Annotated in this window: 13 protein-coding genes; 7 read left to right on the top strand and 6 right to left on the bottom strand. The window is 43.5% G+C overall.

Annotated features, from left to right (window positions below):
• Positions 1 to 9: 9 nt before the first annotated feature.
• On the bottom strand, positions 10 to 420 hold the full coding sequence (locus tag CHL1_RS07440; protein WP_148638290.1) for a hypothetical protein: 411 nt from the start codon (positions 418 to 420) through the stop codon (positions 10 to 12).
• Positions 421 to 560: 140 nt separating this feature from the next.
• On the opposite strand from CHL1_RS07440, the gene CHL1_RS07435 reads away from it, so the two are divergent.
• The 3 genes from CHL1_RS07435 (at position 561) to CHL1_RS07425 (ending at position 3,559) form a co-directional block, all read left to right on the top strand.
• Complete coding sequence (locus tag CHL1_RS07435; RefSeq protein ID WP_070372038.1) at positions 561 to 1,343, top strand: PP2C family protein-serine/threonine phosphatase; 783 nt, start codon at positions 561 to 563, stop codon at positions 1,341 to 1,343.
• A 93-nt stretch (positions 1,344 to 1,436) separates the two neighbouring features.
• Positions 1,437 to 2,573, top strand: a complete 1,137-nt coding sequence (locus CHL1_RS07430; protein ID WP_070372181.1) for an MGDG synthase family glycosyltransferase — start codon at positions 1,437 to 1,439, stop codon at positions 2,571 to 2,573.
• A 140-nt stretch (positions 2,574 to 2,713) separates the two neighbouring features.
• Positions 2,714 to 3,559 carry a DegV family protein gene (locus tag CHL1_RS07425; protein WP_070372039.1) on the top strand — a complete coding sequence of 282 codons (846 nt, stop codon included), beginning with the start codon at positions 2,714 to 2,716 and terminating at the stop codon, positions 3,557 to 3,559.
• An 80-nt stretch (positions 3,560 to 3,639) separates the two neighbouring features.
• Here the strand turns inward: CHL1_RS07425 and CHL1_RS07420 are convergent, their stop codons facing one another.
• Complete coding sequence (locus CHL1_RS07420; RefSeq protein ID WP_228879388.1) at positions 3,640 to 4,104, bottom strand: ribonuclease H family protein; 465 nt, start codon at positions 4,102 to 4,104, stop codon at positions 3,640 to 3,642.
• A gap of 5 nt (positions 4,105 to 4,109) precedes the next feature.
• The gene (gene leuS / locus CHL1_RS07415) at positions 4,110 to 6,521 is read right to left on the bottom strand and encodes a leucine--tRNA ligase (protein WP_250935714.1); all 2,412 of its coding nucleotides are present in this window, start codon (positions 6,519 to 6,521) and stop codon (positions 4,110 to 4,112) included.
• Positions 6,522 to 6,827: 306 nt separating this feature from the next.
• Between leuS and CHL1_RS07410 the strand changes: the two genes are divergently transcribed.
• Entirely contained in the window at positions 6,828 to 7,946 is a 1,119-nt protein-coding gene (locus CHL1_RS07410; protein WP_250935712.1) for an alanine/ornithine racemase family PLP-dependent enzyme, read from the top strand.
• Positions 7,947 to 7,978: 32 nt separating this feature from the next.
• A complete protein-coding gene (locus tag CHL1_RS07405; protein ID WP_250935710.1) occupies positions 7,979 to 9,097 on the top strand; it encodes an Ldh family oxidoreductase in 1,119 nt (372 codons plus the stop codon).
• A 73-nt stretch (positions 9,098 to 9,170) separates the two neighbouring features.
• Here CHL1_RS07405 and rbr read toward each other — a convergent pair whose 3' ends face one another.
• The 3 genes from rbr to CHL1_RS07390 all read right to left on the bottom strand — a co-directional run bounded on the left by rbr (position 9,171) and on the right by CHL1_RS07390 (position 12,285).
• Complete coding sequence (gene rbr, locus CHL1_RS07400; protein ID WP_250935708.1) at positions 9,171 to 9,767, bottom strand: rubrerythrin; 597 nt, start codon at positions 9,765 to 9,767, stop codon at positions 9,171 to 9,173.
• A gap of 73 nt (positions 9,768 to 9,840) precedes the next feature.
• The gene (locus CHL1_RS07395) at positions 9,841 to 11,622 is read right to left on the bottom strand and encodes a phosphoenolpyruvate carboxykinase (ATP) (RefSeq protein ID WP_250935706.1); all 1,782 of its coding nucleotides are present in this window, start codon (positions 11,620 to 11,622) and stop codon (positions 9,841 to 9,843) included.
• A gap of 9 nt (positions 11,623 to 11,631) precedes the next feature.
• Entirely contained in the window at positions 11,632 to 12,285 is a 654-nt protein-coding gene (locus tag CHL1_RS07390; protein ID WP_250935704.1) for an HAD hydrolase-like protein, read from the bottom strand.
• A gap of 236 nt (positions 12,286 to 12,521) precedes the next feature.
• On the opposite strand from CHL1_RS07390, the gene CHL1_RS07385 reads away from it, so the two are divergent.
• The gene (locus tag CHL1_RS07385) at positions 12,522 to 13,079 is read left to right on the top strand and encodes a LemA family protein (protein WP_250935702.1); all 558 of its coding nucleotides are present in this window, start codon (positions 12,522 to 12,524) and stop codon (positions 13,077 to 13,079) included.
• A gap of 95 nt (positions 13,080 to 13,174) precedes the next feature.
• A complete protein-coding gene (locus CHL1_RS07380) occupies positions 13,175 to 15,100 on the top strand; it encodes a DUF2207 domain-containing protein (protein ID WP_250935700.1) in 1,926 nt (641 codons plus the stop codon).
• Positions 15,101 to 15,171 lie beyond the last annotated feature (71 nt).

Here is a 15,171-nt window from a genome sequence, read left to right as displayed (position 1 = left end):
CTGAAACGTTTATATTAATTTAGTGACACATTCTGGCAGTTCTTCTTTTTCACAGCTTAAGCTGAGAACGAATTTTATATCATGTTTTTCTGTAAGTTGTTGAATTTTTTGAACAATTTTACAAATGTCCTCTGATGACTGATAATTAATCAGCCGTAAGGTATTATCAATAAAAACAATTTTCACATCATAATTCTCAGCAATAACCCCGCTAATGAAGCCAAAAAGCTGATCTGTTCCAACGATGCCAAACTCCTCCAGGTTTGTGAATCTGATTTTAGTATCTACTTTTACTCGATATTTGTCTCTGTCATTAAGAAAAATGATATCCCCTTCGCAGGTCTCCAGCGCAGTGTTTGCCATGTCAATCATTTTTTTTGTTTTGCCGCTTCCTTTTGAACCGTATACAAATTCAATCATTTTAGACACCTCATTTCATATTGATAACTTCATTATAAGGGTAAGTATCAATAATTTCAATCATTTTTAAAGAAATCAGCATAACATTTCAAAATAATATGCTATAATAAAAAAAAATTGAACCTTACGGAGGTCACCGTTTGAATACCTCAGATCACTATGAATCGCTTGTGTCACTTTTTGATAAACAATTACAATTTGCACAAAACCTACAAAAGAAGATTATTCCGTCCCCGGGCTCATTTGTGTCCGATCACTATCATTTTTACAGTTATTTAAAACCCTTTCGCAAAGTCGGTGGGGATTTCTATGATTTTCATTTTATGGATAATGGCAAGATCAGTCTTTTAATCGCTGATGCCACCGGTCACGGTATCGATGCGGCAATGATTACCAGCATGATCAAACTCAGCTATTCCTATACCATGAAAGACAGTCGCATCAACCAGTCTCCCAGCCTGGTGTTAAAGCAGATTGAGTCCGATATCAGCCAGCAAATGGACAACACCTTCTTTACCGCCATCGCTCTGGTCTTGGATCCCAGTGAAGAGGTTTTATATTTTGCCAACGCTGGACATCCCGATGCAGTGCTTTTAAAAGCCAATCACAAGATCGAGCTGCTTAAACCCAACCTGCCGATGCTGGGATTGCAGCAATTTATGAAAACCATGCACTATTTTGATATGCGCATCAATTTTTCCCGAAACGATAAACTGCTGCTCTTTACCGACGGTCTCGTCGATGCCAAAAATCCTGAGCGGGAAGAGTTCTCAATGGACCGGATCATCTCAGTTGTCAAACAGAACCCGGATCTGCCGATCAACCTTCTGGGCAGCCATATCATTGATGCCTGTGCCAAATTCAAACAGGGTCAGCCCCCATCCGATGATATCTGCATTTTAGGGATCGAGGTCGATGACTAGTTTTCTAATGGAAATCTAATCCTTTCTGACTAAACTAATGGTATACGTTATTTGGAGGTTTTCGCCAAAAATCTCATGAAAGGACGGATTACCATGTTAGAACCTAAACGAATATTAATCTTAACCTGCTCCCACGGGTCGGGCCATAAAATGGTAGCCCAAACCCTTAAAGAAAGCTTTGAAGCCCGGGGTCATCTTGTCTCGGTTGAGGATCTGTTCGATAAAACCAATCCCACGCTCAACCGGATGATTGAAAAATCCTATCTGCTTTCCTATTCGATTGGTAGCAGCTTTTACGAACGGGTTTATTACGATGTCGAAGAATATGCCCATAATAAACTGATGTACAACCTCTGGAATTTTACCAGCAAAGCCTTATTAAAAATGGTTGACGCATTTAAACCGGACTGTATTATCAATACTTATGGCTATACCATCTCAGCCATTCTAAAAAAAGATAATTACCCCCATATCAAGCTTTTTACCGTTGTCACTGATTTTTGTATTCCTAAACCCTGGATTCATCAGGAAACCGATCGTTATTATGTCGCCTGCGAAAACGTTGAAGAGACGCTGATCGGCGAGAGCATTCCTCGGGAAAGAATCTTAAAAACCGGGATTCCCATCCGGGACGCTTTCTATGCCAGGGAAAACCGTCAGGCCATTCTAAAAAAATATAATCTCAATCCCCATAAAAAAATCCTGATCATTTTTGCTGGAACCTATGGGGTACTGAAAAACATCAAGGAAATTTGTCAACGGACTGATCGGATGAATAATCTCCAGACCATTGTCATCTGCGGCAAAAATCAACATCTCCAACGGGAACTTGAAATGGAAAACCTGCAAAATACCCGGATCTTCGGTTTTGTTCCGGATATCCATGAATTTTATACTGCTGGTGATCTGATGGTCACCAAACCTGGCGGCATCACCCTGAGTGAGGTGGTAGCCAAAAAAATTCCGGTTATTCTTTATAATCCCACCCCTGGTCAGGAAGGCGAAAATGCCTGTTGGTTTAAACGACAGGGGGCCGCAGTTGTTGCCAATAATTTTAATGAACTGATCCTTGCCATTGATGCACTCAAGGAAAACGAAATTAAACGTTTTTCAATAAAAAACAGTCTGAGCAAAATTTATTATGGTCATGCAGCCAACCTGATCACCCAGGACGTTCTAACTCAGTTAACACTAGCAGATGGCGTTCCATATCTGACAGAATCCATTTAAACTAACGAAAGCTCTTTTTAAGCATATTCGTTTACCATTGGCTTGTTTACTGACAGGTGAATGTGAACTTTAGCTGCTCTGCTGATCAGCATCGTAAAGATAAATCTCTAAAGATAAATGATTGAAAAGAGGAATTAAATGTGAAACCACGAATAATCAGTGATAGCTCATGTGATTTACCTAAAGATTTTCTGGAAAAGGACGGGATTGATTTTTCGCTGGTTCCTTTAAAAATAATCGTTGGCAATCACGAATTTATCGATGATGAAACCCTCAATCCCAAAGAACTGATTGCCGCAATGAAAGCTGAAAAAACAGCGACCTCCTCGTCATGCCCCTCCCCCGAGGATTTTGCGGCTGAACTGCGAAAAAATAAGGAAAGTTATGTGATTACCATGACTTCTGGATTAAGCGGCACCTACAACAGTGCCCGGGTTGCTAAAAATATGGTTCTTGAAGAAGATGATTCCCTAAAAATCAGCCTCTTCGATACCCACGCCACCTCCCCGGTGATGATTTTAATGGTGATGAAACTCCGGGATCTGATCAAAACCGGCGATATGGATTTTGACACCATCAGTGAAAAATTATCCCTTTATCTGGAGACTCTGAATCTACGGTTTTTACTCCAGGATCTTTCTAATCTGGTTAAGAGCGGCCGGATGAATCGAGTGGCTGGCGCAGTCGCTTCAGCACTCTCAATCATGCCCATTTTCAGATCTGATGATAAAGGCGAAATTCAGCTGGTCACTAAGGCCCGGGGCATCAAAAAAGCCCTGTCCAGTCTTGCCAGCATGGTTGAAGAAAAAATCAAGACCCAACCCCAGTTTCCGGTGGTCATTACCCATTGCAATAATCTCAGTCAGGCTGAAATTCTCAAGGATCTGCTGGAAAAACGCTTTGATCTCAAAGAAATTTACATCTTTCCGATGCACGGCTTAACCACCTACTATTCCAACGATAAAGGCCTGCTCATGGCTTTTTAATAAACGCTTAAAATCACATAAATAAAAGGACTTAAGCCAGATTTGGTTTAAGTCCTTTATTTTTAACTAAATTATTAGCATTATTCCGTCAGTCGGTACTCATCCATGGCCTGATTTACCAGCAAATCAGCCCGGTTGTTGTAGGGATTGTCAGCATGGCCTTTAACTTTGTGAAAAATGACCTTATGGCGGTTGACCAACTGATCCAGTTCGATCCAGATTTCCCGGTTTTTTAACGCCCCGGCTTTACCCCGGGTCCAGTTCTTAGCCTTCCAGCTGCCAATCCAGTTCTGCAGATAGGCATTGACAACATAGGCCGAATCGCTGTAAATATGTACCTCACAGGACTCCTTTAATAGTTTCAGGCCTTCAATCACCGCCAACAACTCCATCTGATTGTTGGTGGTGTTTTCATAGGCCTGCTTATACTCTTTGGTCACATTCTTTTCGGGATAAATCAGCACCCCGCCAATGGCGCCCAGATTCTCACCTTCCTTGCCATTACCCCGGCAACCCCCATCGGTATAGAGATGAATCACTTTCATCGTTGCTATTTTACCACGATGTTGAAAATTTTTCCGGGTACGTAAATCTCTTTGACAACCGTTTTCCCCTGGGTATACGCCTGGATATTTTCCTGAGCCAGAGCAATCGCTTTGGCTTCGTCTTTATCGGCAGCCACTGGAATGGTAATCGTTCCCCGCACCTTGCCATTGATCTGAACTGCCATTTCAATGACATCATCGACCGTTTTAGCTTCATCATATTGCGGCCAGACGGCATCATCAAGAGTTCCACCGAAGTCCATAATCTGCCAGATTTCCGAAGTGATATGGGGCGCGACCGGATAGAGCAATTGCAGAAAAGTCTTAAAGGCGTCGCGGGTAATTGAACCTTCCCGGTTGAATTCATTAAGCAGGGTCATCAACGCCGCAATCGCGGTATTGTATTTCATTTCTTCATAATCATCGCTGACTTTTTTAATGGTTTTATGAATGGCTGTTTCCAACACCTGACCATAGCCCGCTTCATCAGTCACAATCTCCTGAAGTTTCCAGACCCGATCAAGAAAGCGGCGACAGCCTTTTGCACCATTATCGGACCAGGGCGCCGCTTTTTCATAATCCCCGATAAACATAATGTAGGTTCTCAGGGTATCGGCCCCAAACTCCTCAATGATAACATTGGGGTTGACCACGTTGCCCTTGGATTTGGACATTTTTTCACCATCGTTGCCAAGAATCAACCCTTGAGCGGTTCGTTTGGTATAGGGCTCCCGCACCGGTACACAGCCAATGTCAAACAAAAACTGATGCCAGAAGCGTGAGTAAAGCAAATGTCTTGTAACGTGTTCCATCCCGCCGTTATACCAGTCCACCGGCATCCAGTATTTCAGTTTTTCCGGGGAGGCAAAGGCTTCATCGTTCTTGTTATCAAAATAACGCAGGAAATACCAACTGGAACCGGCCCACTGGGGCATGGTATCGGTTTCCCGTTCAGCCGGGCCACCACACTCGGGACAAGTGGTTTGATACCATTCGGGGATATTGGCCAGTGGCGACTTACCGGTATCAGTGGGGGTATAACTTTCCACCATCGGCAATTCCAACGGCAGCTGATCTTCAGGCACCGGTACCATTCCGCATTTGGGACAGTGGACAATCGGTATCGGTTCACCCCAATAACGTTGTCGGTTAAAAGCCCAGTCCTTCATTTTATAATTGATGGTGCGTTTACCCAATTTTTCCTTTTCCAGGAAGTCGATGGTTTTCTGGATCGCCTCTTTGACTTCCAAGCCGTTTAAAAAGCCGGAGTTAACCATTTCGCCCGAATCGGTATTGGTATATGCCGCTTCGGTAACATCGCCACCTTTGATAACTTCAATAATTGGCAGCTTAAATTTTCTGGCAAAATCCCAGTCTCTTGTATCATGGCCAGGCACAGCCATGATCGCACCGGTACCGTAGCCCATCATGACATAGTCGGCAATAAAAATCGGGATCTCAGTATTTGTCACCGGATTGATCGCCTGGATGCCCAGGATCCGCACCCCAGTTTTATCCTTAGCCAACTGCACCCGTTCAAATTCAGTTTTGCGTTTAGCCTGTTCCTGATAATCAACCAGCTCATCCATATTGGTAATCGCTTCGAACAGCTCGTTAATCAGTGGATGTTCGGGCGCAATAACCATAAAGGTGGCACCAAACAGGGTGTCTGGCCGGGTGGTAAAGACCCGCAGTGCTTTGTCATAACCGGCGATGGTAAAGTCAACTTCAGCACCCACCGATTTACCAATCCAATTTTCCTGTTCGAGGCGAATCCGTGGCAGATAATCGACGTCATCCAAACCTTTTAGCAATTCTTCGGCATAGTTTCTGATTTTTAAAAACCAGACGTCTTTCTCCAATTGCACCACTTCACTGCCACAGCGATCGCATTTACCGTCACGGAAATCTTCATTGGCCAGTACCACCTTGCAACCATTGCAGAAATTGACATAGGTTCGATCCCGAAAAGCCAGGCCATGTTTAAACAATTGTAAAAAAATCCATTGCGTCCATTTATAATAGCTGGGATCAGTGGTATCAATTTCTTTATCCCAGTCAAAGGCATAGCCAATCCGTTTTAACTGATTGGTAAAGACTGCAATATTCTCATCAGTCACTTCCCGGGGATGACGGCCGGTTTGAATGGCATAGTTTTCAGTCGGTAAGCCAAAGGCATCCCAGCCAATCGGAAAGAGGACGTTAAAGCCTTCCATCCGACGTTTTCGGGCAATCACTTCCAGGGATGTGTAGGCACGTACGTGACCGACGTGAAGCCCGACGCCAGAGGGATAGGGAAATTCAACCAGTCCGTAAAATTTTTCCTTATCTGAGTTTTCTTCCATCCGGAAGGTTTCATTTTCTTCCCAATGCTTCTGCCAGCGCTCTTCTATTCTTTTATGCTCGTATGTTGACATATTTCCTCCATTTACTCGCCTGCCTGTATCTCCCTGCTTAAATCAGAACAACAGTAAGCTTTTGCTTTTATTATTTTTGACGACCTGTTCAATAGCCTATTAAACATCTTTAAAAGATAAAAAATCCTTTATTTTATCCATGCCGCTGCGAAAAAAAATCCGCTCCCCCGAAAAGGGACGAACTTTTTCCGGTCTCCTAATGATCTTCAACCCTCATTATAAATAAGGGCGGAACAGCTGTCAATCATTTGTGCTTTTTTTTCGCTTATGATATACTAAACTCCAGAAAACTGCAAAGGAGCATTTATGTATCCCTTACTTAAAATCAATAAGCAAAAAATAGTTGAAAATACGCAAGCCATTATCCAGCGCACCAATAAATTAGGGGTCGCTGTCACTGCTGTCACTAAATGTACCGGCGGCAACCTGGAAATTGCCCAGGCTTTTCTGGATGGAGGCGCCACCACAATCGGTGATTCCCGGATAAAAAACCTTAAAAATTTGGCCCCACTACCCTGTGAAAAATGGCTGATCCGGGTGCCGATGCCCAGTGAGGTTAATCATGCCGTTGCCTATGCGACACTATCTTTAAACAGCGAAATAACAACCATCCGGCTGTTAAATCAGGCGGCCCAGGCTCAGGGCAAAATCCATGGCATCCTCTACATGCTTGACCTGGGGGATCTGCGTGAAGGTCTATTTATTGGCGACGGAAATCCCGCTAAACCAGAAATTGAAGCCTTGATCGCAGCCGCTTTTGCGAAACTGGATCAGGATATTAAAGAAATTGCTGCTATGAAAAATATCAAACTCCGTGGTATTGCCACCAATGCCACCTGCGTTGGTGCCACCATCCCCACTCCCCAAACCTTTGGGGCTTTTTTTAAGGTTAAAGCCCGGATTGAAGAAAATTATCAGCTTCCCTGCGAGATTGTTTCCGGTGGGAATTCCAGCGCCTATTATCTGGTCGACAATGAAACGCTTCCTGGGGAAATCAACAACCTGCGACTGGGCGATGTGATCCTGTTTGGACGGGAGTCGGCCTATTATCACTGCTATGATTATCTCCATCAGGATGCCTTTATTCTGGATGTTGAGATCCTTGAGTTGCAGGATAAACCCACCTATCCCGTTGGTGAAATCGGGCGCAATGCCTTCGGCGAAATCCCGACCTTTGAGGATAAAGGAATCCGTCGTCGAGCCATCTGCGGTCTGGGTCGCCAGGACACCGATACCGACCATATCTTTCCCCTTTTGCCGGGACTGACCATCGAAGGTTCCAGTTCCGATCATCTGGTGATTGACGTCAGCGATGCCAAAAACACCTATCAGGTCGGCGACATCATCAGCCTGCGCTGCGATTACGTCGGGGCGCTTCACGCTGCCACCTCATCTTACGTTGACAAAATTGTTATCACCCAATAAATATATAGCGAATTAGACAAGGAGAATTATTAATGAAAGACGAAACCACCTACCGCATCCCCTTTGACATTCTGGAAGCATTCATGACCGACGCCTTAAAAGGGATCGGTGTGCCCGAAGAAGACGCCAAGATCTGTGCCGACATCCTGATCACTTCCGATAAACGGGGGATTGATTCCCACGGCATCGGCCGTTTAAAACCGATCTACTACGACCGGATCAAACAGGGCATCCAGAATCCGGTGACCGAATTTGAAGTCGTCAAAGACACCTTTACCACCGCTGTCATTGACGGTCACGATGGCATGGGCCATGTGATTGCCAAAAAAGCCATGCAGATGGCGATTGATAAAGCCAAGGTCTATGGCATGGGTATGACCGTGGTCCGGAATTCCACCCATTATGGTTTTGCCGGTTATTACCCACTGATGGCCATCGAAAACAATATGATCGGGATGACCGGCACCAATGCCCGCCCATCGATTGCACCGACCTTTGGGGTCGAAAACATGTTGGGCACCAACCCCATCACCGTTGGGGTTCCCAGTGATGAGCCCTTCCCTTTTGTGCTGGACTGCGCCACCTCAGTTTCCCAACGAGGTAAAATTGAAGTTTATGACCGCGAAAACAAGGATCTCCCCGATGGCTGGGTTATTGACCGTCAGGGGCGAAGCCGCACCGATACCAAACAGATCCTGATTGATTTAGTCAAAGGTGAGGCTGCCCTGACGCCGCTGGGCGGCATCGGTGAAGACACCGGTGGCTATAAGGGTTATGGTTATGCCACCTTCGTGGAAATCCTTTCGGCAGCTCTGCAAAGTGGCTCCTTCTTAAAAGGCTTGCTCGGCTTCGACGCCAACGGTAAGGCGCAACCCTATCATCTGGGCCATTTCTTTATTGCCATCAATATCGAGAACTTTACCGAACCGGAATCCTTCAAAAAAATCACCGGCGACATTTTAAGAGACCTGCGGGCCTCAGAAAAAATGCCCGGTCAGGAACGAATCTATACCGCCGGTGAAAAGGAGTATGAAGCCTGGCTGGATCGCAAAGACAAAGGTACCCCGGTAAATGAAGCTCTGATTAAAGACATTCTCGATATTAAAGCCGAATTGGGACTTGAACAATACCACTTCCCATTTGAAAAATAACGAAAGCTCTCTTAATAGAAAGCAAAAAGAAACGGATTAAACCCCGTTTCTTTTTACTTTTACACTTATATTTTTAATAGGTTTCGACAAACAATTCAAAATAGGCCTGGGCATGTTTGCAGGCTGGACATTCATCAGGTGCTTCAGCACCTTCATAAATATAACCACAGTTGCCGCATTTCCATTTGACATCACTGAACCGTTTGAAAGTACGGCCTAACTCAATGTTCGCCGCCAGTTTCAGATAACGGGTTTCATGGGCCTTTTCAGCGACACAAACCTGGAGCCAAGTTTCGGCTATTTCGTCAAAGCCTTCCTGTTTGGCGATTTCCGCAAATTTCGGATAAAGTTCATTCCATTCTTCATTTTCACCGGAAGCTGCATGCAATAAATTGTTTTTGGTATCCCCCAGGGCTACCGGAAAAGTAGCACTCACCGGAATTTCAACTGCATTGCCCAATGTGTATTCATTGGTCGCAATGTGTTTGTAGAACAACTCACCATGTTCCTTTTCATTGTTGGCTGTTTCTGTGAAGATCTCACTGATTTGAACATAACCTTCTTTTTTGGCGATGGATGCAAAATACGTATAACGCATTCTTGCCTGAGATTCACCTGCAAAAGATGTCATTAAATTAACTAACGTCTGTGTTCCTTGTAATTTACCCATTTTTTCCTCCCTTATAATGATTATAAACTTACTCTAATTATATACCAGATTTTGCCGAAATGAAACATATTAATTATTCTGATTTATTTATTTTATCAATAAACTGAATCAATGCCTGAGCAGCCTGGAAAGGACCATTCTGTTCATAGCCAGGAATGCCCAACTGGGTCCGGATCATCCCAATTTGCACCCCCGTTTCCTGCATTTTTTTAAATGTTTTCTTGGCAATTCTTTCATGTTCGTCTTTTAACTGCACCGCCCCAAAGGGGTTTGCAAAGTAGGTCGTCGTAATCCCTACTTCTCCAGTGGTACCCTTGGCCATCCGCTTGCCCTCAGAAAAGACTGCATAAGCTTCATCCAAATCATTAAACAGTTCAATCGGTGGAGCAGTATCACTGATTTCTTCATAGTTATTAATGTAAAAGATAAAGTCTACCCGGGTGGATTTCGAAATTTCTTCATAGGACATCTGCGGCACAATAACCCGGGCATTGACAATGTTGGGATTCATGAAGATACTGCGATCCATAGTGCTATAGGCATACCCCGGCTGAAGGTCATCGAGTCGCACAAATGCGCCTATTTCGGTGCCTACGGCCATCAGCTCGCCTTCTTTACTAAAATGAAGGGAGCCCATATCATCGATCAGAATATCAAAATCACACGCCAATTCTTTCGGAAGTTTATTGATAGCTTCCAGAGTTTCTGATTTGCCGGCCCCACTATCGCCAATCAGCATGATGTTGGCCGATTTCCGGCCACCAACCCGGATCTTGGCAAATGCGCCATGAACCGGCATCGCCTTCTTTTCAATCTGAATAACATTATGGAGAGTCAGCATCATTTTTTTCATATAACCAAAGTAGTCTATCTCTGCAGTATCTGGCAAGAGTCCATAATACACATCATCTTCTTTTACGACAAAGCCCAATTTTTCATCATCCTCAAAAAGCGCTCCGTCCAATCCAAAAAATACCACTGCATCTGGTTTTTGTTTGGTAAATTCTTCTGGTGTAGCCATTTCAAACAGATTGAATAAGCCTGCTCCCAGGGCTAAAAATTCTTTTTGAACATAAACAATCGACAATAAACGACCGACCTTAACGGGAATGGCGAACCATTCATCGCAATCCAGGTAGAATTTTTGTAAAATTCGTTTATCCTTCACCGGAAAAATCCCATCACGCTTGCTGGACTGCGTATAAAAAATCACTGGTGGTTCAAAAATTGCCTCCCAGACGTAGGGTACCTTGTACAGTGAATCGTTTTTGCTCTTAACCCCCCGATCAAACTCAAATTTGTCGGTTAGAAAAGCTACCTGAGCACCACTGGGCAACTGCCGATAAATACTGACGCTTTTCCCGGTGACATTGAAGTGGATATTGCGATAAAGATCCAACACCATTTTTTTGAAGGCGTCATTGTTGGATGCCAGGGAATAAGCTTTGGACCGTTTGGTATTTTCATCCGGACTATACACATCGGTTTTAATCATAAAACGTTGAATACTCCGCCAGTAGTTGTAAAATCCTTCCAGAAATCCCAGAAATAGCTGGGAATATTCTTCATAGGTAAATTGAATCTCAAAATATCCGGATTGGATAATCTCATCCAGAGAATTAATATTCAGCAGATAAACAAAATCAATGAAGGCCGTTTCATTAAACTCGCCCTTGCCATTTTTAAAAGGCTCCAGTGTTTGCAATAGATAGGACTTTTTTACAGTCAGTTCATCAATGAATGTCTTGACCAATTTTTTGAACAGGGTAGACTTAATAATCTGGCCAAAATTGGTGAATTTGAGATCACCCTTAATTAATGCAGTCCGTTTCAAATTAATATTTTTTGATTCCATGTTTTCCTCCTAGATATTTACTATCTCCAATAGTTCGATAATACTGCTAACCAGGTGGGTGGCTCCAGCCTGTCGTAGTTCATCTTCACTGCCGCAACCATAAGTAACCCCCACTGAATCAATTCCTACTTCTTTGGCACCAATGATGTCAAAGTGACGATCCCCAACCATCACTACATCGGCTAAATCCTTAATACCATTGTCGTCTAAAAGATTCGTAATGATTTCTTTTTTATTGCTACGGGTTCCATCATTATATGTTCCATAAACCCGATTAATTGAAATATCAAGCTTCAAACGCTCAACGATTTTCCGGGCATTGGTTTCGTTTTTTGTTGTCGCTACGGCCAGGAAACAGCCTTTCTGGCAGAGTGTGGCAATGGTCTCTTTAACACCCTGATAAAGCTCGGCCTGGTACATCTGACCGTTACCTACATATTCTTCCAAGTAAAATTCGTAACCCTTCCTGGCTTCATCCAATGAAAAACCATAAATGTCCTGAAACGTCTTAAGCATCGGCGGACCAATCAATGCATCAACATTTGTTACTTTCGGATCAGGAACATTCATTTTTTTCAGGGCATATTCAAACGAACAACGGATTGTTTCTTTCGAATCGATCAGGGTTCCATCCAGATCGAATAGTATATGTGAATAACTCATCGTTTCTCCTTGTCAACCTTTTATAATTCATCCAGAATTTTTGTTCGTATTAATTATAATATAGAAGCTACCTTCCAACAAGGCAAAATATTACTCTAAACTGGATAAAATCGTCAAAGAAGGATACTATTTAACGACTTTCTCCCCAATCAAAAGTATCCCTTAATTATATTGTGGCCCGTATGGTGACGTGATATAATAATACCTGTAAAATTGTTTAAGGAGGATTATAAAAAATGATTGCTATTCCAATTATTCTCGGTCTTATTGTGATCATCGGTCTATGGCTTATTTTATCACGAAATAGCTTTGTCAGTATTAAAAATCAGGTGGAAGAAGCCTTTTCCACCATGGATGTTTATCTTAAAAAGAGATATGATCTGATTCCCAACCTGGTCGAAACGGTTAAAGGTTATGCCACCCATGAATCAGAAACCTTCACCAAGGTAACGGCAGCCCGAACAGCCGCCATGAATTCAACCAGCATTGATGAAAAAATTGCCAATGAAAATGCGTTATCCGGCTCCTTAAAAAGCCTTTTCGCAGTTGCTGAAGCCTATCCCCAACTGCAGGCAAACAGCAATTTTCTGGATTTACAACAGCAGTTAAAAATGCTGGAAGATGAAATTGCCAACTCACGAAAATACTATAATGCCGTTGTCCGCACCATGAACACCAAGGTTGAATCCTTCCCCAGTAATCTGGTTGCCAGTATCTTTGGATTCAAAAAACAACCCTTCTTTGAAGTCGGGTCTGCTTCCGAACGGGAAAACGTTCAGGTTAAATTTAACTGATTTAGCTCTGAATCATCGGGATATCTATTTTATACAACAAAAATAGACGGCGCTGTTACGGTGCCGTCTATACAAATATTTGGGAGGTAAACCATGTGAAAAAGCAACGCAAACCGATCATTCTTACACTTCTTGGCTTTCTTCTTTTAGGAATTCTTTTTCCCGGAAGCACCTTTGCCCAGGAATATTTTGATATCAACCAGTATGATGTCACCATGAACGTTTTGGAAAACCATGCCTATCAGGTTCAGGAAAACATCACGGTCACCTTTACAGAGCCCCGCCACGGCATCTATCGCTATATTCCTTATAACGGGACGTTTTATCGGGAGATCAACGGACAGCCGGTAGAAACATCCTACAATGCCCGGTTAACTGATGTCACTGTGGACAATTTCAATTATGAGACCTCCACAGAAAATGGCAATGTCGTGATTCAAATTGGGGATGGCGACAAATATGTCAGCGGCACCCAAACGTATCCGATTTCCTACGTCTGGAATCCCGGCGATGACAAAATTGACAGTATGGATGATGTGTACTTTAACATTATTCCCCAGAATTGGGATACCAGCATTGAAAACGCCCATTTCAAAATTATTATGCCAAAACCCTTTGATCCAACTCAGGTAGAATTTATCTCCGGCGGCTACGGCAGCACCATCACCGATGCTGTTGATTTTACCGTCAGCGGAAACACCATTGAGGGCACTTTAAACCGGCCCCTTTCCAATTATCAAGGAGTCACCCTTAAAATCAATCTGCCAAACGGATATTTTGTCGGTGCCTTTACAGGCGATGAGTTTCTCCCCTTTATGTATCTTATTTTTGGCCTGTCCCTGCTTGGCGGTGCCTTGATTTGGCTCTTCACCGGACGGGATAAAAAACCGGTGGAAACCGTAGAATTCTATCCCCCACAGAATTTTACCCCCTCCCAAATCGGTTTTATTGTCGATGGTGCCCTGGATAAACCAGAGGTTATGTCTCTACTAATGTATTGGGCCGATAAGGGTTATATGACCATTGAACAGGTTGACAAGAAAAAATTCATCTTCCATAAGGTTAAAAATCTTCCCGAAAACGCTGAAGATTTTGAGCATACCTTGTTCAATAATCTTTTTGATCAAAAAGACAGTTTTTCAACCGTCAGTGTTCCAGCCAGTTTTTACGACACAATCGTGGCCACCAAAGAACAGATTAAAAGTTATTTTGATCTCCCTGATCATCAAATCTTTACTCCAGCTTCAAAAATCGGTCTGGCGGTCATCAGTATTTTTATGACGCTGCCGCTTTTAGCTTATGTCATTAATGGCGCCTATAAACTTGGCATGCTGACCTCATTTTTTGAAGGTCTGATTTTTATCGGGATTGTCGCCTGTTTTGCCGCTGCTCCTACGATTGTCGGCGCTAATATTATCACCTCTGCCCTACGCAATCGCAAGGGTGTAGCCCGAAAAAAAACAGTGGGACGCCTGATCCTGGGAATTATAATCCTGTTTGTAGCGATGCTCCTGTTACTCGTTGTTAATTTTCTCTTGGAATACAATTCACTTCTGCCAGCACTGTTGGCACTTGGAGCTACCTTCGGCACCGCCTTTTTTCAAATTATTGCTACCCAGCGAACAGAAACGGGTCGGTTATGGTTGGGTCAGGTACTTGGTTTTAAAAACTTTATTGAGAAAGCTGAAAAAGACCGGATTCTGGCCCTGGTCAATGAAAACCCCCAGTATTTTTTCAATATTTTGCCCTACGCCTATGTATTGGGGGTAACCGACAAATGGGCCAAAAATTTTGAGTCAATTGCCATTGAGCAGCCCAACTGGTATTATGGCACCACTTACGGCAACAATTTTACTTCAGTGTTATTCGTATCGAGTTTAATGCGAAGCATGAACACGATCACATCGGATATTATTGTTCCGCCCAACTCTGGATCTGGAGGATTTGGCAGTGGCGGCTTTTCCGGCGGCGGTGGTTTCTCCGGCGGTGGTGGTGGCGGCGGTGGCGGCGGCAGCTGGTAAGGCGCTTTCTTTCACCGAGTATAATCAACAAAATATCATGCTTTAAAAAAACGCCAGAGCATATCACATTG

The sequence above is a fragment of the Acetobacterium wieringae genome, from assembly GCF_023700225.1.
Classification (GTDB): domain Bacteria; phylum Bacillota; class Clostridia; order Eubacteriales; family Eubacteriaceae; genus Acetobacterium; species Acetobacterium wieringae.
The sequence above is the reverse complement of the archived record's forward strand: the minus strand, read 5'-3'. Positions and strand labels throughout refer to the sequence as shown.